This window comes from Arthrobacter sp. zg-Y820 (genome assembly GCF_030142155.1).
In the GTDB taxonomy this organism is placed as follows: Bacteria; Actinomycetota; Actinomycetes; order Actinomycetales; family Micrococcaceae; genus Arthrobacter_B.
Genome location: NZ_CP126247.1, coordinates 2,946,963 through 2,966,631 on the forward strand (window position 1 = coordinate 2,946,963; position 19,669 = coordinate 2,966,631).

Here is a 19,669-nt window from a genome sequence, read left to right on the forward strand (position 1 = left end):
CTGTTAGCACGCCCGGTGCGAGCACACAAGGGCGGTTCCGTCGCTTCTTTGTTCGCCGCATCGCCCTGCGAAAGCCAGGCGGACAGCTGCGGGGGCCTAAGCTTGACTGAGCACGCTTCCCTCCAATGAAAGTGACACCAATGAGCGCCGACAAGCAGACCAACTGGTCCTACACGGAGGGGCTGCCCTTCGAGGATGAAGTACTGCTGCGCGCGCGGGAACGTTCCTACGAGCTGGGGGTCACTCCCGTATCCACCGGCGTCGGAGCGGCGCTCACGGTCCTGGCGGCCGCTTCCAAGGCCCAGACAGTGGTGGAGGTGGGAACCGGTGCCGGTGTTTCCGGTGTCTGCCTGCTGCGCGGATTGGGCCCGCAGTCGGTCCTGACCACCATTGACTCTGACGTGGACCACCTGCGGGCGGCACGGGAGGCCTACCGGGAAGCGGGGGTGGCGGGAAACCGGACACGCACCATTTCGGGGCGGGCTGCCGAAGTCCTCCCCCGCCTGACCGACGGAGCCTATGACATGGTGTTCATCGACGCTGACAAGCCGTCGTTCCCGGTCTACGTGGCGCAGGCCGTGCGCCTCCTGAAACGCGGAGGCCTGCTGGTGGTCAACGACGCCCTGGACCACGGCAAGGTCTCGGACCCGGCCATCCGCGAGGCGACCACCAACACCATGCGCAAGGTCGGCAAGGCCATCCGGGAAAACGAGTCCCTCGTTTCCTCGCTCCTGCCGACCGGCGACGGGCTGCTGCTTGCGGTGAAGACCGCCTAGGAGCGGCGTTCCCCGCCCACCGGCGCGTCCCGAAGATAGGAAATCAGCAGCCGCGTTCCGAAGCCGGTGGCGCCCTTGGCGATTTCATGACTGTCCGAACCGGCACGCATGGGCCCGGCAATGTCGACGTGCGCCCACGGCACACCGTCGACGAACTTCTCCAAGAACAGGGCAGCCACGATGGCCCCGGCCCCGAATTTGAGGGCAGGCGGCGCGACATGCGCAAGGTCTGCGGTGTGCGAATCCAGGGCGTAGTCGTACTCGTGCACCAGCGGCAGCTGCCAGACCCGGTCGCCGGAGTCGCCGCCGGCCTTTTCCAGCGCGTTGAGCAGCTGCGGCGTATTGGAGAACAGGGCTCCGTACTGCTGGCCCAGCCCCAGGGCCGCGGCTCCGGTCAGTGTTGCCACGTCCACAAGGGCATCCGGGGCCAGCTCGGCAGCGGCGTACGCGAGGGCATCGGCGAGGACCATCCGGCCCTCAGCATCTGTGTTGCCGATTTCCACGGTGGTTCCGTTGTACGTGGTCACCACGTCGCCCGGGCGGTAGGCCGATCCGCCGATGGCGTTTTCGGCCAGCGCCAGCACCGCGGTTACCCGGTGCGGAATCCTGAGCGCGGCAGCGGCCTCGACGGCGGCCAGGACCACGGCGGCCCCGGCCATGTCCATCTTCATGGTCATCATGGCATCACGGGGCTTGAGCGAAATTCCGCCGGAATCGAAGGTGATGCCCTTTCCGGCCAACACGATATGTTCTCCGCCGCCGGACGCCGGCCGGTAGGAAATCTGCACCAGCCGGGGCGGATGGGCGGAGCCGGAACCCACGGCCAGCAGGCCGCCGAATCCCTTCCGCCGGAGCTCGGCCTCGTCCAGCACTGAAATCTCCAGTCCGGCGCGGGCCGCCACGGCACGGCTTTGTGCTGCCATCCACTCCGGGGTAGCGGTGTCGGGCGGGAGGTTCGTCAGGTCCCGCGCGAGCCAGACGGCGCGGGCAGTAATTTCGGCGATGCGGAGGGCCTCCCGGTCCAGCCCCGTCAGTTGCATTTCGCGGGCCATCGGAGGGCCGGCAGGCGTCTTGCCGTGTTTGGGTGCCCGGTATCCGCCCAGGAGGAAACCCTCCACAAAGGCCTGCTGCGCGGCAGGGGCCAGGCCGTCCACCACTGCGGCGCGGATCCGGGCAGCTCCCCGGGTTGCCCGGGCCAGGGCGGCGCCGGCGCGGCGCATGCTCCGGACGGATTCGTCCCCGACACCGAGGAAAATTAGTTTTGCGGGGAGCAGCTCTGCTTTGGCGGAGGGCGGTTCCACCAGCAGCGTTTCACCGGCTTTTCCGGTGACTCCCGCGGTGGCCGCACGGGCGGCCACGTCCACTTCGTACCAGAGCGCAGTCTCGACGGCGCCCCGGCGCGGTTGCGGGGTGGGATGCAGTGCTTCGTCCGTGTCCTCCCGGACTGTCGTCGTCGGAGCGGCCGCCATGGCCACTGCCAGGACGTCAACTCCTTCATCAGGCGCCGGCTGCAGCCCGGTGCCGGCGGTGGGGGCGCCGGTCCGTGCGAGCAGCTGCTCCACAGCGGACACGGCGGTCATCGCCGTGTCCTGCTGGTCAGGCCTGTTGGCTTCCCCGGATGCCGGGGTTGCCTTTGATCCTTTGGGAGGTCGCTGCATCGGTTCGATTCCTAGCTCGTCGTCGCGCCCAGCAGGCAATCCTTCAGTTTGCCCGCTTCCTCGGCGTTCAGCTCCACAACGAGGCGCCCACCGCCGTCGATCGGCACCCGCAGGATGAGACTTCGCCCCTCCTTGGTGACCTCCATTGGTCCGTCCCCAGTACGCGGTTTCATGGCAGCCATGTTCCAGTTCCCCTTTCACAGTGCGCTGCGGGCGATCCCCCAGTCGCATGTAATCCTCTGTCGCACGGCCTCATAACCAGCTCCGGCGGCAATTGTCCTTCATTATTCCGCACAAACAGGCCGCAAACGAAATTTCTTGTGTTCCCCGCCACAGGGTCAGGGTGGATAATCCCCTCCGCCGGGCAGCGGGGTCCACCGCCAAAGCCAGGCAACCCAGACAATCTGCAGGATCAGAAACGCTGCGGCCACGGCCCAGCGGTAGGCGCGCGAGCTGCTGAGGCAGGCCAGGGCCAAGCCCAGGGGAAACAGCGGCAACAGCAGCCGGAACGTGCTGGTCAGCGGGTTCAGGAAGACAAACAGGTACATCAGGTACGCCGCGCACCAGACCTGCAGTTCCACGCCGAGCCGGCGTACGGCGCTGGAATTGAGGCAGAGCACGGTGAAGAGAACCAGAACGATCAGCGCCACCGGTCCCAGCACCGGCCCGAAAAGCCGTTCCGCCTCGACCAGCCAGGGTTTGAACGGCAGCAGGGAATCTCCCCGCCAGGCGGTCTCGGTATCCGTGTACGCGCGCAGTTCCCCGGTGACCGCCCAGGCGATCGCCGGCCAGGCCAGCGCCCCGACGCCGGAGGCGATGCCGAGGACCACCATCCGCCAGGCCTCGGACCAGGGAAAGGGCTCCTTGCCGCGTCGCATCCAGCGGCGGACGAACAGGATGCCCAGCATCAGGGCAAAGGCCACGCCCACCGGGCGGGACAGGCACATGACCAGGACAACCGGCACCGCGGCCAAGTAGCGGCGGGTTAGCAGCAGGTAGAGCGCAGCCGCCAGCAGCAACAGATTCAGTGATTCGGCATAGGGCACCTGGAGGACCGGCGACACCGGGCAGACCGCCACAAACGCCACGCCCCAAAGCGCGGTGCCGGCGGACGCCCGAAGCGCGAACAGCCGGTACACCATCAGGGCGGCACCGAAACCGGCCGCGGTGGCGACCAGCGGCGCGAGCACTTCCCAGCCCAGTCCGGTCAGGGCTGCGAGCGCCCGGACCAGCCCCGGGAAGAGGGCATAGAACGCCCATTCGTTCTCCTGCGCGCGTCCGGTCGCGTCGCGCGGGATCTCCCCCGGGTAGCCGCCGTCGAAGATATTCCGGTACCACTCGCTGTCCCAGGCTCCGATGAACTGCAGGTACGACGGCGTGCCCTCCCAGCCCCAGGGATTCAGCCCCTGCTGGGCGGCCACGGCCATGAAGACCGCGAAGGTGAACACGCGGGCCACGGCCCAAACCGCCAGGACCTTCGCGTACCAGGGCCAGCGGGTAAAGGCCGCCCCAGCCGCAGCCGCGGTCTGGGCCACGACGCGGTTGGGGCCCGACGCCGGCGGACGTTCCTCTCCCGTGGCGGTCCTACCCCTCACTGCGCACCCAGCAGCTCTCCAGGTGGTCATTGACGTATCCGGTGGCCTGCAGCATGGCGTACGCGGTGGTGGGGCCGACAAAGCGGAAGCCGCGCTGCTTCAGCGCCTTGGCCAGGGCCGTGGATTCCGCGGTGATCGCGGGAACATCGGCGATGGTCCGCGGCGCAGGGCGACCCGGGTCCGGTCGGTGCTTCTGCAGCAACAGCTCCAGGCTCTCGCCGTCGGGCAGCTCCAACAGTGCCCGGGCGTTGGCGATGACGGCGTTGATCTTCGCCCGGTTGCGGACAATTCCGGCGTCGGCCATCAGCCGTTCCCGGTCGGCATCGGCGAAACGGGCCACGGCAGCGGGGTCAAAGCCGGAGAACGCTGCCCGGAAGGCCTCGCGCTTGCGCAGGATCGTGATCCAGCTCAGGCCTGATTGGAAGGCTTCCAGGCTGAGGCGTTCAAACAGGGCAGCCTCACCGGTGACCGGCCGGCCCCATTCCTCGTCGTGGTACCGCTGGTAGTCGGGGCTGGCCACGGCCCAGGGACAGCGCAGCAGTCCGTCGGTGCCGGCGACGGTGCTCATGAAAGCGCCCCCGGCTCCTCCGGGCGCGCACCGCCGGGCCGGCCCCGGACAGCGGCAAGCGCGGCATCCCGCTCGGCCAGCGCCGACGCCAGCCGCACCAGCACGGCATCAACCTGGTCCATCCGGTAACCCCGCAGCGCCACCGAAAACCGCAGCCGCTCAATGTCCGACGGCTGCACCTGCTCGGGCAGCAGGACCGGGGGCATCCTGGGGTCCGGCTCGGCCAGCCCGTCGGCACGGGTCGTTGCTGGCAGGCGGGAGGGCGGATGCCGCGTTGCCAGGAGGGCGACGGCCCCGGCGGCAAGAACGGCCACGAAGACCAGGAATATTGTCACAGGACCATCGTGCCAGATGAGGCGCGGCCCTCCGCCCGGCTACGGCGAGACGTGGCCGGCGCTGTCGGCGATCATCAGCGCCACGGCCTCCGCCGGATCGTCCACCACGTGGATCAGTTCCAGGTCTTTCGCCGAGATCATTCCCTCCTGAAGCAGCGTGCTCCGGACCCAGTCCAGGAGCGGGCTCCAGAAGTCGGTGCCGATGAGCACGATCGGGAAGGACGTCACCTTCTGGGTCTGGACCAGGGTCATGGCTTCGAAGAGTTCATCCAAGGTACCGAAGCCGCCCGGCAGGACGATGAACCCCTGGGCGTACTTGACGAACATGGTCTTGCGCACGAAGAAGTACCGGAAGTTGATCCCCAGGTCCACCCAGTCGTTCAGGCCGGTCTCAAAGGGAAGTTCGATGCCCAGCCCGACCGACAGTCCGTCAGCTTCAACGGCGCCCTTGTTCGCCGCTTCCATGGAGCCCGGTCCGCCGCCGGTGATCACCGCGAGCCCCTCTTCCGCGAGCAGCCTGCCGACCTCCTCGCCGAGCTTGTAGTACGCCGATCCGGGCACGCTGCGGGAGGAGCCGAACACGCTGACCGCCGGCCCCAGCTCCGAGAGGGTGCCGAAACCCTCCACGAATTCGCTTTGGATGCGCAGCACCCGCCACGGGTCGGTGTGGGTGAAGTGGGTCTGATCCTGGGTATCAAGCAGGTAGCGGTCTGACTGCGGTGCGCCGGCCTGCGCCCGGCGCAGTTCCACCGGGCCCCGCTTGCGCGGGCTGCTGGTACGGGCACGGGACGTGTTGTCGCTGAATTCCATGGTTACAAGGGTAGCCACAAGTGCTGCGCAGGCTCATGCACGCCGCAGGGCCGCCGTCGGCCGGGTTTGATTGCTCTTGCGTCACGATTTCGGCGAATGTGTGCACTGCGACACATTTCGGACACAATCATTGACTATCTTCTACTTATGACCCGTGACACATCCGATGGCGCTATGCCTGAATCCGGACCGCCTGAATCTGGCCTGCCTGAATCCGGACCGCCTGATCCCGCCGCCCCTCTTGTTTCACTCAAGAACGTCAACAAGCACTTTGGCGACCTGCATGTCCTGCAGAACATCAACCTTGACGTGGCCCGCGGTGAAGTGGTGGTGGTGATTGGCCCGTCGGGTTCCGGAAAGTCGACGCTCTGCCGTGCCATCAACCGGCTGGAGACCATCGACGACGGTGAAATCGCCATCGACGGAAAGGTCCTCCCCGCCGAGGGAAAGGCGCTGGCCAAGCTGCGCGCCGACGTCGGCATGGTCTTCCAGTCCTTCAACCTCTTCGCCCACAAAACCATCCTCGACAACGTGTCCCTGGGTCCGGTCAAGGTCAAGGGAATGAAGTCCGCCGAGGCGAAGAAGCTCTCGATGGACCTGCTGGAGCGGGTGGGCGTCGCGAACCAGGCGAACAAGCTTCCCGCCCAGCTCTCCGGCGGACAGCAGCAGCGCGTGGCCATTGCCCGGGCGCTGGCCATGAAACCGAAGGTCATGCTGTTCGACGAGCCCACATCGGCGCTGGACCCCGAAATGATCAACGAAGTCCTGGACACCATGGTGGGCCTGGCCAAGGAAGGCATGACCATGATCGTGGTGACCCACGAAATGGGCTTTGCCCGCAAGGCCGCCGACCGCGTGGTGTTCATGGCCGACGGACAGATCGTCGAGGAAGCCACGCCGGAGGAATTCTTCACCCGGCCCAAGAGCGACCGCGCCAAGGACTTCCTGGGGAAGATCCTGGCCCACTAGATCCGCCTTTTCCACAGATTCACCATTTGACCAGATTCGCCGCTTGACCAGATTCACCATTTGACCAGATTCGCCGCTTGACCAGATTCACCGTTAGGCCAGATTCACCGATAGGCCAGATTCACCAGTTGGGGGCAACCCCTTGCAGCAAGGCCAACCCCGTCCGGGAAGCCGCCAAACAAGGAGAAATCATGCGCAAGACCCGTTACGCCGCAGTGGCATTCGCCGCTGCCGCAGCACTGACCATGTCCGCCTGCGGAGGCGACTCCGGCAATGAAGCCGGCGGCGACGAGACAGCTTCCGGAGAAAAGATCACCATCGGCATCAAGTTTGACCAGCCCGGCGTTGGCTTCATGGAAGGCGGCGAGCCCTCCGGCTTCGACGTTGACGTCGCCAAGTATGTTGCCGAGGAACTGGGCTACGGCGAAGACCAGATTGAGTGGAAGGAAACCCCGACCGCGCAGCGTGAAAACGTGCTGGAGAACGGCGAAGTGGACATGATCTTGGCGTCCTACTCCATCAACGACACCCGCAAGGAGCGCGTGGCTTTCGCCGGGCCGTACTTCATTGCCGGCCAGGACCTGCTGGTCAACGCCGACAACAGCGACATCAACGGCCCCGAGGACCTCAACGGCAAGACGCTGTGCTCAGTCACCGGTTCCACCTCCGCCCAGAAGATCAAGGACACCCTCGCGTCCGACGTGAAGCTGCTGGAGCAGGGCAGCTACGCCAACTGCGTCACCGCCATGCAGGGCGGCCAGATCGACGTCGTCACCACCGATGACATCATCCTCGCCGGCCTGGCCTCCACCGATGCGAACGCCGGCAAGTTCAAGGTGGTCGGCAACCCGTTCACCGAAGAGCAGTACGGCGTGGGCATCTCCAAGGAAAGCACCGAGTGCGAGGCGATCAACACGGCCATTCGCTCCATGATCGAAGACGGTTCCTGGGAAGAGGCCATCAAGGCCAACACCGAGGGCGCCGACTACACCTACAACGCTGAGCTGAACCCGCCGGAGCCCGCCGCCTGCGCCTAGGCACGCCAACCGGCGGTGAAACCGCCGGCGTAAACCTCGGTGCATGCGAAGGAATCAATGTCCTTCGCATGCACCGGTTTCTTTCTCTCACAGAAGAGGTACATCATGGGTGGTTTTTTCGCCCTCTTCGAGGATTACGACGTCGTCGCAGCGTTCTGGGTGAACATCCAGCTCGCGTTCTGGGCGGGCATCGCTTCGCTGGTGCTCGGCACCATCCTCGCCGTCATGCGGATCTCGCCCATCGCCAGCCTGCGCTGGTTCGGCACCGCCTACGTCAACATTTTCCGCAACACCCCGCTGACCATCATCATGGTGTTCTCGGTGCTGGGGCTGTGGGGCCAGCTTCAGGTCAACTTCAGCACTGACTTCAACCTTAACTTTTTCCTGCTGGCGGTCCTGTCCCTGAGCATCTACCACGCCGCGTTTGTCTGTGAGGCGATCCGCAGCGGCGTCAACACTGTCCCCCTGGGACAGGCGGAAGCGGCCCGGTCCATCGGCCTGTCCTTCCTGCCCGCTGCCTGGCTGATCATCCTCCCCCAGGCCTTCCGCGGCGCCGTCGCTCCGCTGGGCAACGTGCTGATCGCCCTGGTCAAGAACACCACGGTGGCGGCCGCCGCGAGCGTGGCCGAGGCCTCGGGCCTGATGAAAACCATGATCGAGTTCCGGCCCGACGTCATGACCCAGATCTTCCTCACCTTCGCCATCGGCTTCGTCATCATCGTCATTCCCATCGGCCTGCTCACCACCTGGGCCTCGAAGAAACTGGCGGTGGCGCGATGAGTACCCAAGCTGTCCTGTTCGACGTTCCCGGCCCCAAGGCCAAACGCCGGATCCTGGTTTTCAATATCCTCGGTGCGCTTCTCGTGCTGGGAATCCTGGCCGTGGCCGTCAACGGGCTGGCGGAAAAGGACCAGTTCGAGGCGGCCAAGTGGACGCCGTTCCTGGAATGGGAAACCTGGCGCTTCACGCTGCTGCCCGGACTGCTCGCAACACTGAGGGCCGCCGGCGTCGCCGTCGTCACCTCCATCGCCTTTGGCCTGCTCTTCGGCTTCGGCCGGCTCTCCGGGCTGGCCCCGCTGCGCTGGGTCTGCAACGTCGTCGTGGAGTTCTTCCGCGCGGTGCCGGTGCTGCTGATGATGATTTTCCTGTACCAGTTCTTCGCCAAGTCCACGCCAATGGAAGCCTCGCAGTCTCCGTTCTGGGCCGTGGTGGTGGCGCTGACGCTCTACAACGGGTCGGTGATCGCCGAGCTGGTGCGCTCCGGTGTCTTCGGGCTGCCCAAGGGCCAGCGCGAGGCGGGGCTGGCGATCGGGCTCACCCCCGCGCAGTCGCTGCGCAGCATCGAGATCCCGCAGGCACTGGTGGCCATGCTGCCGGCTCTGCTGGGCCAGTTCGTCGTCATCCTCAAGGACTCGGCGCTGGGCTACATCATCGGCTACACGGACCTGCTCGCCAATGCCCAGCGCTTCGGCGCCGGTGCCGGCAACATGCTGCCGGCGCTGCTGGTCACGGCACTCATCTTCATCCTGATCAACATGCTCCTGACGTTCACCGCGCAGCGGCTCTCCCGCCTGCTCGGTGCCCGCGCCGGCAAGCTGCTGGAACGCGAAGACGCCATCGATCCCGAAGGTGTGGAAGCGCCGGTCAGGTAGGTCAAAGCCTGCAACCTGCCCGCGCAAAGGGAGAGGCCCCGGACATCTGTCCGGGGCCTCTCCCCTTGGGGCGGCAAGAACGGTCAGCTGAGCCAGGTGCGCAGCGCCGCCAGGCAGGCCCGCACCGCGTCGGCATGCACGTGCTCATTGTCGGTGTGGGCCAGCAGCGCGTCACCGGGGCCGAAGTTCACTGCCGGAATGCCCAGTTCGCTGAACCTGGCGACGTCGGTCCAGCCGTACTTGGGTTTCGGCTCGGCCCCGACGGCGGCCACAAAGCTGGCTGCGGCCGGCTGGTCCAGGCCCGGCCGGGCACCCGACGCGGCATCAGTGCGGACCAGGTCAAATCCGGCGAGCAGGGACCGCACATAGGCATCGGCCTCCTCGATGGTCTTGTTCGGTGCAAACCGGTAGTTGATTTCCACGGTGGCGGCATCCGGAATGACGTTTCCGGCGGTGCCGCCCCAGATCTTCACGGCGTTCAGCGACTCCCGGTAGTCCAGGCCCTCCACCGAGACGGTGGCCGGTTCGTGGTCGCGCAGCCGGGTCAGGATTTCCGCCGCCGCATGAATGGCGTTCTCGCCCATCCAGGCGCGGGCAGAGTGGGCGGCCCGGCCGGCTGTGGAGGCATGGAAGCGCATGGTCCCGTTGCAGCCGCCCTCGACGGTGCCGTTGGTCGGCTCCAGCAGCACTGCGAAGTCCGCCGTTAGCCAGTCCGGATAGCTGCGCTGCAGCCGGCCCAGTCCGCTCAAGGACGCTTCCACTTCCTCGTGGTCATAAAACACATAGGTCACGTCTCGGTTCGGGGCGGTGAGCTCGGCGGCCAGGGCCAGCTGCACCGCCACGCCGCCCTTCATGTCGGTGGCGCCGCGGCCGTACAGCACGTTCCCGTCCCAGGCCGAGGGCACCGTGCCGCGGGAGCCTTCCACCGTCGGCAGCGGCACGGTGTCCAAGTGGCCGGCCAGCAGCACCCGTTCGCCGCGTCCCAGCGAGGTCCGGGCAATGATGGAGTCCCCGTCACGCACCGATTCCAGGTGCGGCAGCGAGCGCAGGGCCGCCTCCACGGCGTCGGCCACGTTTTTTTCGTTGCCGGACACGCTTTCAATATCCATGAGATCGGCGGTCAGCAGGGCAACGTCTTGGGTCAGGTCCAGGGACCGGGATGGCGATACAGTCATGCCTCCACCCTACCGAGGACGCCCTGCCGGCGACGGGACGGCCCGCGGCCGGCCGATGCCCGTCGGTAGACTTGAACCCATGACTTCAACAGCTTCTGCCTCCCCCGCCCGCATTGCCTCCGGCCTGGGCCTGGCCACCATCACCGATGACGGCACCGTCCTGGATGTCTGGTATCCGCGGCCCGTCCTCGCGGCGCTGGAGACCGCGGCTGCCCGGGACTCTGCCTCCGACACCCTCGCCGCTGAACTGGACGCCGCGGCCGCGACGATGACCGACACCGACCGCGGCACCCGCGGCGAGGTACTGCGCACCGAGATCGACCTGGATGCCGCCCCCTCCTCCACTGCCGACGCGTACCTTCGCCTGCACGTGCTGTCCGCCCGCCTGGCCGCGCCGAACACCCTGAACGTGGACGGCATTTTCGCTCAGCTGCCCAACGTGGTGTGGACCAACTTCGGGCCGTGCGCCGTCGAGGGCTTCGAAGCCGTCCGCCTGCGCCTGCGCGCCCGCGGCCCGGTAACCGTCTTCGGCGTGGACAAGTTCCCCCGGATGACCGACTACGTGGTTCCGGCCGGGGTGCGGATCGCCGACGCCGGGCGGGTCCGGCTGGGCGCGCACCTGGCCGAAGGCACCACTGTCATGCATGAGGGCTTCGTGAACTTCAACGCCGGCACCCTGGGCGTCTCCATGGTGGAAGGCCGCATCTCCGCCGGAGTGGTGGTCGGCAACGGCACCGACGTCGGCGGCGGCGCCTCCATCATGGGCACCCTCTCCGGCGGCGGACGGGAGAAAATCACCCTCGGCGAGCGTGTCCTCCTCGGCGCCAACTCGGGCGTCGGCATCAGCATCGGCGACGAGTCCGTCGTGGAAGCCGGTCTCTACGTCACCGCCGGCACCCGCGTATCGGTGCTGCTCCCGGGCCAGGAACCGCAGATCGTGAAGGCAGTGGAGCTCTCCGGCGTTCCGAACCTGCTCTTCCGCCGCAATTCCACCACCGGCACCGTGGAAGCACTTGCCCGCAGCGGGGCGAGCGTGGAGCTCAACGCCGCCCTGCACGCCAACTAGCGCGCGGCCGACAGCCATGCCTGCCTCCGGCGTCCGGCGCAGCAGCGGATTCCTTCCGGTGATGCTGCTGGTGGTGCTCTTCCTGGTCGCGGTCACTGTGTATGCAGTGAACGTGCTCAGTGAACCACGGGATGAGCCGCCCGCCCCGGCGGCCTGTACAGCCACCGCGGACGGGGTGGCCTATCACCTGACGCCGGCCAGGGCCGAGACGGCTGCGCTCATTGCCGGCATCTCGGTGTACCGGGGCATGCCGGCGCGGGCTGCGTCCATCGGCGTGGCCACCGCAATCCAGGAGTCCGGGCTGCGCAACCTCGGCTACGGGGACGACGCCGGCCCGGACTCCCGCGGGCTGTTCCAGCAGCGCCCGTCCCAGGGCTGGGGCAGCGAGGACCAGGTGATGGACCCGGTGTATGCCGTCAATGCGTTCTATGACGCCCTGGACAAGGTGCCGGGTTATCCGGATCTGCCGCTGACGGTGGCCGCGCAGACGGTCCAGCGCAGCGCTTTTCCCGACGCCTATGCCGACCACGAGGCCGAGGCGAAGGCCTTCGCGTCGGCCCTGACCGGGCACTCCCCCGCGGCCATGACGTGCACCCTGGATCCGCCGTCGGCCTCCGGCAGCCCGGAAGCCGTGCTGGCCGCATTGACCGCCGTCTACGGTCCCGTGGAGGCCAGCGTCGAAGGCTCGCGCATCACGGTGGCAGGCTCCGGAACCTACGGCTGGTCGGTGGCCCAGTGGGCCGTCGCCGCCGCCGACTCCCTCTCGCTGGATTCGGTGGCCTTTGACGGGCTGCGCTGGACCCGCGCGACCGGCAGCTGGGATCCTTCTCCGGCATCGGAAAATGCCGTGGTCCTGACGGTCTTCCGGGGAGCGGAAGGGTCCTGACCCCGGGGTCGCCGCAGGATCCATTACTCTGAAGTCATGCGAATACTAGTTACCGGAGGCACGGGATACATCGGTTCCCACACCACACTGGCCCTGCTGGAAGCGGGCCACGACGTCGTCGTGCTGGACAATCTGGCCAATTCAAGCGAGGAATCCCTGAAGCGGGTCCAGGACCTGGCCGGGCGCCGCGCCGAGTTTGTCCGCGCTGACCTGCTCGATGAGGGCGCCGTCGAGGCCGTTTTCACCGACCACGCAATCGACGCCGTCATTCACTTCGCCGGGCTGAAGGCCGTGGGCGAATCCGTGGCGAAACCCCTGTACTACTACCACAACAACGTGGGCGGCACCCTGAACCTGCTGCGCATGATGGACAAGCACAACGTCCGGACCCTGGTCTTCAGCTCCTCGGCCACCGTCTACGGCGCCTCGGAAGAAGTGCCGCTGACCGAAAATATGCCGATGGACGCCGTCAATCCCTACGGCCGGACCAAGGAACAGATCGAAGACATCCTGGCCGATCTGGGCGCTGCGGACGAGCGCTGGAACATTGCGCTGCTGCGCTACTTCAACCCGGCCGGCGCGCACGAATCGGGCCGGATCGGCGAGGACCCCACCGGCGTCCCGAACAACCTGCTGCCCTTCGTGGCCCAGGTGGCCGTTGGCCGCCGCGAGAAGGTTATGGTCTTCGGCAACGATTACCCCACCCCCGACGGCACCGGCGTCCGCGATTACATCCACGTGGTGGACCTCGCCGCCGGCCACCTCGCCGCCCTGGACTACATCACGGTGAAGTCCGGCGTGCACCGCTGGAACCTCGGCACCGGAAACGGATCCTCGGTGCTGGAGGTGCTGGCCGCTTTCACCAAGGCCGCCGGCAAGGAGATCCCCTACGAAATCACCGCGCGCCGCCCCGGCGACGCCGCTGTCAGCTACGCCGATCCCTCGGCGGCACTGGCGGACCTGGGCTGGTCGGCGAACCGCAGCCTGGAAGCCATGTGCGAGGACCACTGGCGCTGGCAGAAGAACAACCCCCAGGGCTACGCCGGCGCCTGAGAACGGACGGCTGCATAGCTGCCGCAGCCGTGAATGCCAAAGGGCCCCTGGAATCCGGTTGGATTCCAGGGGCCCTTTTTGATGAACTCCCGGCGGTTCTAGCGCGTCGGGTAGCTGCGTTCGAGCGAACCCGTGTAGAGCTGACGGGGGCGGCCGATCTTCATCTGCGGATCCTGCATCATTTCGCGCCACTGGGCAATCCAGCCCGGGAGGCGTCCGATGGCGAAGAGCACCGTGAACATCTTCTCCGGGAAGCCCATGGCCTTGTAGATCAGGCCGGTGTAGAAGTCCACGTTCGGATACAGCTTGCGCTCAATGAAGTAATCATCGTTCAGGGCGCGGTCTTCCAGGGACATCGCGATATCCAGCAGCTCGTCGTTTCCGCCGAGCGAGGCGAGGATTTCGTGGGCCGTCGACTTGATGATCTTGGCGCGCGGGTCGTAGTTCTTGTAAACACGGTGTCCGAAGCCCATGAGCCGGACGCCGTCTTCCTTGTTCTTGACCTTTTCCATGAAGTCGGCGGGCTTCAGGCCCTCCGACTGGATCTGGCGCAGCATTTTCAGCACTGCCTCGTTGGCGCCGCCGTGGGCAGGGCCGGAAAGCGCGTTGATGCCTGCTGAAACCGATGCAAACATGTTGGCGTTGGAGGAACCCACCAGGCGCACAGTGGAGGTGGAGCAGTTCTGCTCGTGATCGGCATGCAGGATCAGCAGCTGATCAAGTGCCTTGACCAGGACCGGGTCCATCTCATACGGTTCCGCGGCGGTGCCGAAGCTCAGGCGCATGAAGTTCTCGACGAGGTTCATGGAGTTGTCCGGGTAGAGCAACGCCTGGCCAATGGACTTCTTATGCGCGTAGGCAGCAATCACCGGCATCTTGGCCAGCAGGCGGATGGTGGAAAGTTCCACCTGCTCCTCGTCGAACGGGTCCAAGGAATCCTGGTACCACGTTGACAGGGCCGTCACTGCCGAGGAAAGCACCGGCATCGGATGCGCGTCGCGCGGGAAGCCGCCAAAGAAGCCCTTGAGCTCCTCGTGCAGCAGCGTGTGGCGGCGGATCCGCTGGTCGAAAGCATCCAGCTCGGTCGGGGTGGGAAGCTCCCCGTAGATCAGCAGGTAAGTGGTCTCCAGGAAGGTGGAGTGCTTGGCCAGCTGCTCAATCGGATAACCGCGGTACCGCAGAATGCCGGCGTCACCGTCGATGTAGGTGATGGCGGACTTGGTGGCCGCGGTGTTCATGAAGCCGGGGTCAAACGTGACCGTTCCGGTCTGCTTCAGCAGCTTGGATACATCCAGGCCGTCGTTGCCTTCCGACGCGGCTACGCGCGGAATCTCCAGACGGTCTTCGGTATTTTCCCCATAGTGCAGCTGTGCACTGGGACGCTCAATCATTAAGTCTCCTTCAGGAGTTTGAAGAAACCAGAGCTACGGGCCTCGTTTGGTTTCGGGGAGCGCCCATAGTGTCAATTCCGCTAAATCTACTAAGGCAAAACGCTACCCTTTGGGCGGCCTTTCCGACGAATCGAGAGCCGCGTCGTTGCCGAAGCGAAACATGCCGCTCCTCCGCCGGCGCCGGCCAGCGAGCCGCTAGGGCGCGGCAGCACTCAGCCGGCCGGCAGCAGCCGCAACGCGCTCGTCGGAGCCGGTCAGCGCAATCCGGACAAAGCCCGCCCCCGCGTCTCCGTAGATGACGCCGGGTCCGGCCACGATGCCCAGCCGAGCCAGCCGCTCGATGGTGGTCCAGGTATCCTCGCCCGCCGTGGCCCACAGGTAGAGGCCGGCTTCGGAGTGCCGGATGTCCAGGCCAAAGGCCTGCAGCGCGGGGATCAGGAGCTCGCGTCGATCGCGGTAGAGGTCCTTCTGATCCGCCACATGGACATCATCGGACAGCGCAGCGATCATCGCTGCCTGCACCGGCGCCGGAACGATCATTCCGGCGTGCTTTCGGCTGTTGACCAAATTGGCAAGAATGGCCGCGTCACCGGCGACAAAGGCCGCGCGGTAGCCGGCCACATTTGATTGCTTGCTCAGCGAATACACCGACAGCAGCAGTTCATGGCTGCCGCCGCTGACGGCCGGGTCGAGGATGCTCGGCACCGGCTGGCCGCCGCGCGAGGGATCCCATTCGTCCCAGCCCAGCTCCGCGTAGCATTCGTCCGAGGCGACCACGGCTCCGATGTTCCGGGCCGCATCCACGAGGGTCCGCAGCGACGCCGCGGAACGCACGATTCCGGTCGGGTTGCCCGGAGAGTTGACCCAGACCAGCCGCACCCGGGCGCGGACGTCGTCGTCGAGCTCTTCGAGGTTGTCCGCGGCCACCGGCGTGGCCCCGGCCAGCAGCGCGCCCATGTCGTAGGTGGGATACGCGACGTTGGGGCGGACGACGACGTCGCCCTCCCCCAGGCCCAGCAGCAGGGGCAGCCAGGCCACCAGCTCCTTGGAACCCACCGTGGGCATGATGTTCTGCGGATCAAGCCCGGGGACATTGCGGCGCCGGGCATACCACGCGGAGATGGCCTCGCGGAGGGCCGGGGTGCCGTGCGTCGTGGGGTAGCCGGGGGCGTCAGCTGCCGCCGCCAGCGCCTCGCGGATAACCGCCGGAGTGGGATCCACGGGCGTGCCGATGGAGAGGTTCACCGCGCCGTCGGGATGTTCCGCCGCCAGCTTGGCGTAGGGGGCCATCGCCTCCCACGGATACTCCGGCAGGTCCAGCCCGAAAGTGCGGGAAGGAACGGAACTCATGCCTCTTGGTTCTGCGGCGGCAGGACGGCGATGATCGGATGGTCCTTGTGCGTATTGCCGATCTTGGCGGCACCGCCCGGCGATCCGAGATCGTCGAAGAATTCAACGTTGGCCTTGTAGTATTCGGCCCACTCTTCGGGGGTGTCATCCTCGTAGTAAATGGCCTCGACGGGGCAGACCGGCTCACAGGCACCGCAGTCGACGCACTCGTCGGGGTGGATGTAGAGGGAGCGTTCACCTTCGTAGATGCAGTCCACCGGGCATTCCTCGATACATGCCTTGTCTTTGACATCCACGCATGGCTGCGCAATTACGTACGTCACGTCCCTTGCCTTCCTGAGTCTGCGGACCGTCCCGGACGGGGAAAATCCACGAAGTGTTGGTTCCACGGTAGTAGCCCGAACCATTATCTCCCAGCCGGAGCTGCCCGCGTACCATGTAACGGTGAACCTTCCGAGCCCTGCCGCCGTCCTTCAAGCCCTGCCCGCGGGTGCGCGGGTGGTCGTCCGCTACCGGATCGAGGGCGGCTTCACCGACGTGCTGGGCCATCTGGTGCAGGCGGGGCCCGACGACGTGACGGTTGAGGGCCGCCGCGGAACGGTGACCGTGGCGTATGCCCTGGTGACCGCGGCGAAGGAAGTGCCGCCTCCGCCGCCGCCGCGCGCGCCGCGGCACTGAACGGGGGTGCCGCTGTAAGGCTGTGAGGCTGTGAGGCTGTGAGGCTGCGTCGTGCAGTCGGGTCTTCCGGTGCGGAGAAAGCAAAACCCCGCCCCCGGAAGTCCGGGAGCGGGGTCAGCATGCAGCGTTATCAAGCCTTAGCGGAGGTCCGGCGATTGCGGCATCTGCTGATCCGCCGCCCGTTGCGCTTCGAAGCGGCGGGCCTTGGCCAGCACGCGTGCCGTCAGCAGCAGGGCGGCAATGGTGACCAGCGCCTGCCCGAACAGCCAGATGCGGCCGGCCAGGACGATGCCGGGCTGCTCATCAAGCACCGTGCCGGTAATGATCAGCGGTGTGTCCCAGATATCGAGCGTGAAGAGCCCCAGGACAACGTACGCGACCAATCCCGCCGCCGCCGTCCACAGCGCGGCACCGGCCCAGACTCCGGCGAACACGGCCACCGCGCAGCTCAGGACCAGCGCTGCCACCGCGCCCAGCGGCACGGCAGCATCCCCAACATAGAGGATCTGGGCGTGCAGCCCGGTCCCCAGGACGGCAGCAAGCACTCCCCCGAGCACGGCCGCCGCCGGGCCCCGCCAAAGCGGGACCCGGCGGACGGGGCTCAACGCTGCGGTAATGATTTAGCCCTTGGCGCGTGCGCGGGTGACCTTGGCACGCTCGGAAGCGTTGAGGACCAGCTTGCGGATGCGGATGGACTCCGGGGTAACTTCCACGCACTCGTCTTCGCGGGCGAATTCGAGCGACTCTTCCAGAGTCAGCTTGCGCGGCGGGGTCAGGTTCTCGAAGGTGTCCGAGGAGGCAGCACGCATGTTGGTGAGCTGCTTTTCCTTGGTGATGTTCACGTCCATGTCATCGGCGCGGGAGTTCTCGCCGACGATCATGCCCTCGTAAACCTCGGAGGTGGGCTCCACGAAGAAGGAGCCGCGTTCCTGCAGCTTGATCATCGCGAACGGGGTGACGACGCCGGAGCGGTCAGCGATCAGCGAACCGTTGGTGCGGTACTCGATCGGGCCGACCCAGGGCTCGTAGCCCTCGGCGATGGAGGAGGAGATGCCGGCGCCGTGGGTTTCCGTGAGGAACTTGGTGCGGAAACCGATCAGGCCACGGGCGGGAACGATGAATTCCATGCGGACCCAGCCGGTGCCGTGGTTGGACATGTTGACCATGCGGCCCTTGCGGACAGCCATCAGCTGCGTCACGGCGCCGAGGTATTCCTCGGGTACGTCGATGGTCATGTGCTCCATCGGCTCGCACTTCTTGCCGTCGATCTGCTTGGTAACAACCTGGGGCTTGCCCACGGTCAGTTCGAAGCCTTCGCGGCGCATCTGCTCCACGAGGATGGCCAGCGCGAGCTCGCCGCGGCCCTGGACTTCCCAGGCATCCGGACGCTCGGTCGGAAGAACCTTCAGCGAAACGTTACCGATCAGTTCCTTGTCGAGGCGGTCCTTGACCTGGCGGGCGGTGACCTTCGCGCCCTTGACCCGGCCGGCCAGCGGCGAGGTGTTGATACCGATGGTCATGGAGATCGCCGGATCATCGACAGTGATCAGCGGCAGCGGCATCGGGTTGTCGATGTCGGTGAGGGTTTCACCGATGGTGATGTCCTCGATGCCGGCGACGGCAACGATTTCGCCGGGTCCGGCGGAATCGGTCGGAACACGGTCCAGGGCCTTGGTGGCCAGCAGTTCGGTGATCTTGACGGACTTCAGGGTGCCGTCGGCGCGGGCCCAGGCAACGGTCTGGCCCTTGTGCAGGGTGCCGTTGAAGATGCGCAGCAGGGCCAGGCGGCCCAGGAACGGCGAGGCGTCCAGGTTGGTCACGTGGGCCTGCAGGACGCCGTCCGGGTTGTAGGTCGGGGCCGGGATGTGGTCGACGATCGTCTGGAACAGCGGTTCCAGGTTGTCGTTGTCCGGAGCGGAGCCGTCAGCCGGCTGCTCCAGCGAGGCAGCGCCGACGCGGGCAGCGGCGTAGACAACGGGAACGTTCAGGATCAGGTCCAGGTCCAGGTCCGGAACCTCGTCCGCGAGGTCGGAGGCCAGGCCCAGGAGCAGGTCCATGGATTCGCTGACGACTTCTTCGATGCGGGAGTCGGGGCGGTCAGTCTTGTTGACCAGCAGGATGACAGGCAGCTTGGCGGCCAGCGCCTTGCGCAGCACGAAGCGGGTCTGCGGCAGCGGGCCCTCGGAAGCATCAACGAGGAGAACGACGCCGTCAACCATGGACAGGCCGCGCTCGACCTCGCCGCCGAAGTCGGCGTGGCCCGGGGTGTCGATGACGTTGATGGTGATGGTCTCACCCTTGGCGGCCGGGCCGTCGTAGAACACCGTGGTGTTCTTGGCCAGGATGGTGATGCCCTTTTCGCGCTCCAGATCACCGGAGTCCATCACACGGTCTTCCACGTTTCCGTGGGCGGCAAACGAGTTCGTCTGCTTCAGCATGGCGTCGACGAGGGTCGTCTTACCGTGGTCAACGTGGGCCACAATCGCAACGTTGCGGAGGTCGCTTCGTACTGCGGTGTTTACAGCCGTGTTGGTTTCTGACATGCGTGAGGACTCAATTCATAGGAGATAAGTTCGAAGGTGGTGCACAGTAGCCCGGTGGTGTTTCCGGGTTGATCCGGCCGTTCTGTACGAATCCCGCTCTACACGTATGCTCCGTAAAGAATGTACC

Annotated in this window: 21 protein-coding genes; 9 read left to right on the top strand and 12 right to left on the bottom strand. The window is 66.3% G+C overall.

Annotation, left to right across the window (positions count from 1 at the left end; all coding sequences use genetic code 11):
- Positions 1 to 140: 140 nt before the first annotated feature.
- Entirely contained in the window at positions 141 to 776 is a 636-nt protein-coding gene (locus QNO08_RS13310) for an O-methyltransferase (protein WP_229964982.1), read from the top strand.
- Here the strand turns inward: QNO08_RS13310 and QNO08_RS13315 are convergent.
- The 6 genes from QNO08_RS13315 to QNO08_RS13340 form a co-directional block, all read right to left on the bottom strand.
- Entirely contained in the window at positions 773 to 2,356 is a 1,584-nt protein-coding gene (locus tag QNO08_RS13315; protein WP_229964981.1) for a leucyl aminopeptidase family protein, read from the bottom strand. The two genes, QNO08_RS13310 and QNO08_RS13315, sit on opposite strands and share 4 nt — an antisense overlap.
- 89 nt (positions 2,357 to 2,445) lie before the next feature.
- Positions 2,446 to 2,616: a DUF3117 domain-containing protein gene (locus tag QNO08_RS13320; protein ID WP_229964980.1), complete on the bottom strand. Its 171-nt coding sequence runs from the start codon at positions 2,614 to 2,616 to the stop codon at positions 2,446 to 2,448.
- A gap of 156 nt (positions 2,617 to 2,772) precedes the next feature.
- Complete coding sequence (locus QNO08_RS13325; protein WP_229964979.1) at positions 2,773 to 4,029, bottom strand: putative hexosyltransferase; 1,257 nt, start codon at positions 4,027 to 4,029, stop codon at positions 2,773 to 2,775.
- Complete coding sequence (locus tag QNO08_RS13330) at positions 4,019 to 4,597, bottom strand: DNA-3-methyladenine glycosylase I (RefSeq protein ID WP_229964978.1); 579 nt, start codon at positions 4,595 to 4,597, stop codon at positions 4,019 to 4,021. Before QNO08_RS13330 ends, QNO08_RS13325 begins: the two co-directional genes overlap by 11 nt.
- On the bottom strand, positions 4,594 to 4,932 hold the full coding sequence (locus QNO08_RS13335; RefSeq protein ID WP_229964977.1) for a DivIVA domain-containing protein: 339 nt from the start codon (positions 4,930 to 4,932) through the stop codon (positions 4,594 to 4,596). Before QNO08_RS13335 ends, QNO08_RS13330 begins: the two co-directional genes overlap by 4 nt.
- A gap of 39 nt (positions 4,933 to 4,971) precedes the next feature.
- The gene (locus QNO08_RS13340) at positions 4,972 to 5,742 is read right to left on the bottom strand and encodes an LOG family protein (RefSeq protein WP_229964976.1); all 771 of its coding nucleotides are present in this window, start codon (positions 5,740 to 5,742) and stop codon (positions 4,972 to 4,974) included.
- Between the two features lie 174 nt (positions 5,743 to 5,916).
- On the opposite strand from QNO08_RS13340, the gene QNO08_RS13345 reads away from it, so the two are divergent.
- From QNO08_RS13345 to QNO08_RS13360, 4 genes are all read left to right on the top strand, one after another.
- Positions 5,917 to 6,711: an amino acid ABC transporter ATP-binding protein gene (locus QNO08_RS13345; protein ID WP_229964975.1), complete on the top strand. Its 795-nt coding sequence runs from the start codon at positions 5,917 to 5,919 to the stop codon at positions 6,709 to 6,711.
- Between the two features lie 191 nt (positions 6,712 to 6,902).
- Positions 6,903 to 7,748 (top strand): glutamate ABC transporter substrate-binding protein, encoded by an 846-nt coding sequence (locus tag QNO08_RS13350; protein ID WP_229964974.1) that lies wholly within the window; start codon positions 6,903 to 6,905, stop codon positions 7,746 to 7,748.
- Between the two features lie 105 nt (positions 7,749 to 7,853).
- Positions 7,854 to 8,528 carry an amino acid ABC transporter permease gene (locus QNO08_RS13355; protein ID WP_229964973.1) on the top strand — a complete coding sequence of 225 codons (675 nt, stop codon included), beginning with the start codon at positions 7,854 to 7,856 and terminating at the stop codon, positions 8,526 to 8,528.
- Positions 8,525 to 9,400: an amino acid ABC transporter permease gene (locus QNO08_RS13360; protein ID WP_229964972.1), complete on the top strand. Its 876-nt coding sequence runs from the start codon at positions 8,525 to 8,527 to the stop codon at positions 9,398 to 9,400. The genes QNO08_RS13355 and QNO08_RS13360 overlap by 4 nt, the downstream gene beginning before the upstream one ends.
- A gap of 83 nt (positions 9,401 to 9,483) precedes the next feature.
- Here the strand turns inward: QNO08_RS13360 and dapE are convergent, their stop codons facing one another.
- Entirely contained in the window at positions 9,484 to 10,575 is a 1,092-nt protein-coding gene (gene dapE / locus QNO08_RS13365; protein ID WP_229964971.1) for a succinyl-diaminopimelate desuccinylase, read from the bottom strand.
- Between the two features lie 79 nt (positions 10,576 to 10,654).
- On the opposite strand from dapE, the gene dapD reads away from it, so the two are divergent.
- The 3 genes from dapD to galE are packed head-to-tail and all read left to right on the top strand — an operon-like array spanning position 10,655 to position 13,580.
- Positions 10,655 to 11,641 carry a 2,3,4,5-tetrahydropyridine-2,6-dicarboxylate N-succinyltransferase gene (gene dapD / locus QNO08_RS13370; protein ID WP_229964970.1) on the top strand — a complete coding sequence of 329 codons (987 nt, stop codon included), beginning with the start codon at positions 10,655 to 10,657 and terminating at the stop codon, positions 11,639 to 11,641.
- 16 nt (positions 11,642 to 11,657) lie between these two features.
- The gene (locus QNO08_RS13375; protein ID WP_229964969.1) at positions 11,658 to 12,527 is read left to right on the top strand and encodes a hypothetical protein; all 870 of its coding nucleotides are present in this window, start codon (positions 11,658 to 11,660) and stop codon (positions 12,525 to 12,527) included.
- 36 nt (positions 12,528 to 12,563) lie between these two features.
- A complete protein-coding gene (galE, locus tag QNO08_RS13380) occupies positions 12,564 to 13,580 on the top strand; it encodes a UDP-glucose 4-epimerase GalE (RefSeq protein WP_229964968.1) in 1,017 nt (338 codons plus the stop codon).
- A gap of 98 nt (positions 13,581 to 13,678) precedes the next feature.
- Here galE and QNO08_RS13385 read toward each other — a convergent pair whose 3' ends face one another.
- The 3 genes from QNO08_RS13385 to fdxA all read right to left on the bottom strand — a co-directional run bounded on the left by QNO08_RS13385 (position 13,679) and on the right by fdxA (position 16,644).
- Positions 13,679 to 14,971: a citrate synthase gene (locus QNO08_RS13385; RefSeq protein ID WP_229964967.1), complete on the bottom strand. Its 1,293-nt coding sequence runs from the start codon at positions 14,969 to 14,971 to the stop codon at positions 13,679 to 13,681.
- A 195-nt stretch (positions 14,972 to 15,166) separates the two neighbouring features.
- Positions 15,167 to 16,321 carry a succinyldiaminopimelate transaminase gene (dapC, locus tag QNO08_RS13390; protein ID WP_229964966.1) on the bottom strand — a complete coding sequence of 385 codons (1,155 nt, stop codon included), beginning with the start codon at positions 16,319 to 16,321 and terminating at the stop codon, positions 15,167 to 15,169.
- Positions 16,318 to 16,644, bottom strand: coding sequence for a ferredoxin (gene fdxA, locus QNO08_RS13395; protein ID WP_229964965.1), 327 nt, complete (start codon positions 16,642 to 16,644; stop codon positions 16,318 to 16,320). The genes dapC and fdxA overlap by 4 nt, the downstream gene beginning before the upstream one ends.
- A gap of 121 nt (positions 16,645 to 16,765) precedes the next feature.
- Between fdxA and QNO08_RS13400 the strand changes: the two genes are divergently transcribed.
- A complete protein-coding gene (locus tag QNO08_RS13400; protein ID WP_229964964.1) occupies positions 16,766 to 16,999 on the top strand; it encodes a putative acetyltransferase in 234 nt (77 codons plus the stop codon).
- Between the two features lie 137 nt (positions 17,000 to 17,136).
- Here QNO08_RS13400 and QNO08_RS13405 read toward each other — a convergent pair whose 3' ends face one another.
- Both QNO08_RS13405 and typA read right to left on the bottom strand, forming a co-directional pair.
- On the bottom strand, positions 17,137 to 17,604 hold the full coding sequence (locus QNO08_RS13405; protein WP_229964963.1) for a hypothetical protein: 468 nt from the start codon (positions 17,602 to 17,604) through the stop codon (positions 17,137 to 17,139).
- A 15-nt stretch (positions 17,605 to 17,619) separates the two neighbouring features.
- Entirely contained in the window at positions 17,620 to 19,542 is a 1,923-nt protein-coding gene (typA, locus tag QNO08_RS13410; RefSeq protein WP_229964962.1) for a translational GTPase TypA, read from the bottom strand.
- Between the last annotated feature and the right edge of the window lie 127 nt (positions 19,543 to 19,669).

Bases quoted from the DNA above. Each gene is read 5' to 3' on its own strand.
- QNO08_RS13310 (WP_229964982.1), top strand. From the start codon at position 141: ATGAGCGCCGACAAGCAGACCAACTGGTCCTACACGGAGGGGCTGCCC.
- QNO08_RS13315 (WP_229964981.1), bottom strand. From the start codon at position 2,356: ATGACCGCCGTGTCCGCTGTGGAGCAGCTGCTCGCACGGACCGGCGCC.
- QNO08_RS13320 (WP_229964980.1), bottom strand. From the start codon at position 2,616: ATGGCTGCCATGAAACCGCGTACTGGGGACGGACCAATGGAGGTCACC.
- QNO08_RS13330 (WP_229964978.1), bottom strand. From the start codon at position 4,597: ATGAGCACCGTCGCCGGCACCGACGGACTGCTGCGCTGTCCCTGGGCC.
- QNO08_RS13340 (WP_229964976.1), bottom strand. From the start codon at position 5,742: ATGGAATTCAGCGACAACACGTCCCGTGCCCGTACCAGCAGCCCGCGC.
- QNO08_RS13345 (WP_229964975.1), top strand. From the start codon at position 5,917: ATGCCTGAATCCGGACCGCCTGAATCTGGCCTGCCTGAATCCGGACCG.
- QNO08_RS13350 (WP_229964974.1), top strand. From the start codon at position 6,903: ATGCGCAAGACCCGTTACGCCGCAGTGGCATTCGCCGCTGCCGCAGCA.
- QNO08_RS13355 (WP_229964973.1), top strand. From the start codon at position 7,854: ATGGGTGGTTTTTTCGCCCTCTTCGAGGATTACGACGTCGTCGCAGCG.
- QNO08_RS13360 (WP_229964972.1), top strand. From the start codon at position 8,525: ATGAGTACCCAAGCTGTCCTGTTCGACGTTCCCGGCCCCAAGGCCAAA.
- dapE (WP_229964971.1), bottom strand. From the start codon at position 10,575: ATGACTGTATCGCCATCCCGGTCCCTGGACCTGACCCAAGACGTTGCC.
- dapD (WP_229964970.1), top strand. From the start codon at position 10,655: ATGACTTCAACAGCTTCTGCCTCCCCCGCCCGCATTGCCTCCGGCCTG.
- QNO08_RS13375 (WP_229964969.1), top strand. From the start codon at position 11,658: ATGCCTGCCTCCGGCGTCCGGCGCAGCAGCGGATTCCTTCCGGTGATG.
- galE (WP_229964968.1), top strand. From the start codon at position 12,564: ATGCGAATACTAGTTACCGGAGGCACGGGATACATCGGTTCCCACACC.
- QNO08_RS13385 (WP_229964967.1), bottom strand. From the start codon at position 14,971: ATGATTGAGCGTCCCAGTGCACAGCTGCACTATGGGGAAAATACCGAA.
- dapC (WP_229964966.1), bottom strand. From the start codon at position 16,321: ATGAGTTCCGTTCCTTCCCGCACTTTCGGGCTGGACCTGCCGGAGTAT.
- typA (WP_229964962.1), bottom strand. From the start codon at position 19,542: ATGTCAGAAACCAACACGGCTGTAAACACCGCAGTACGAAGCGACCTC.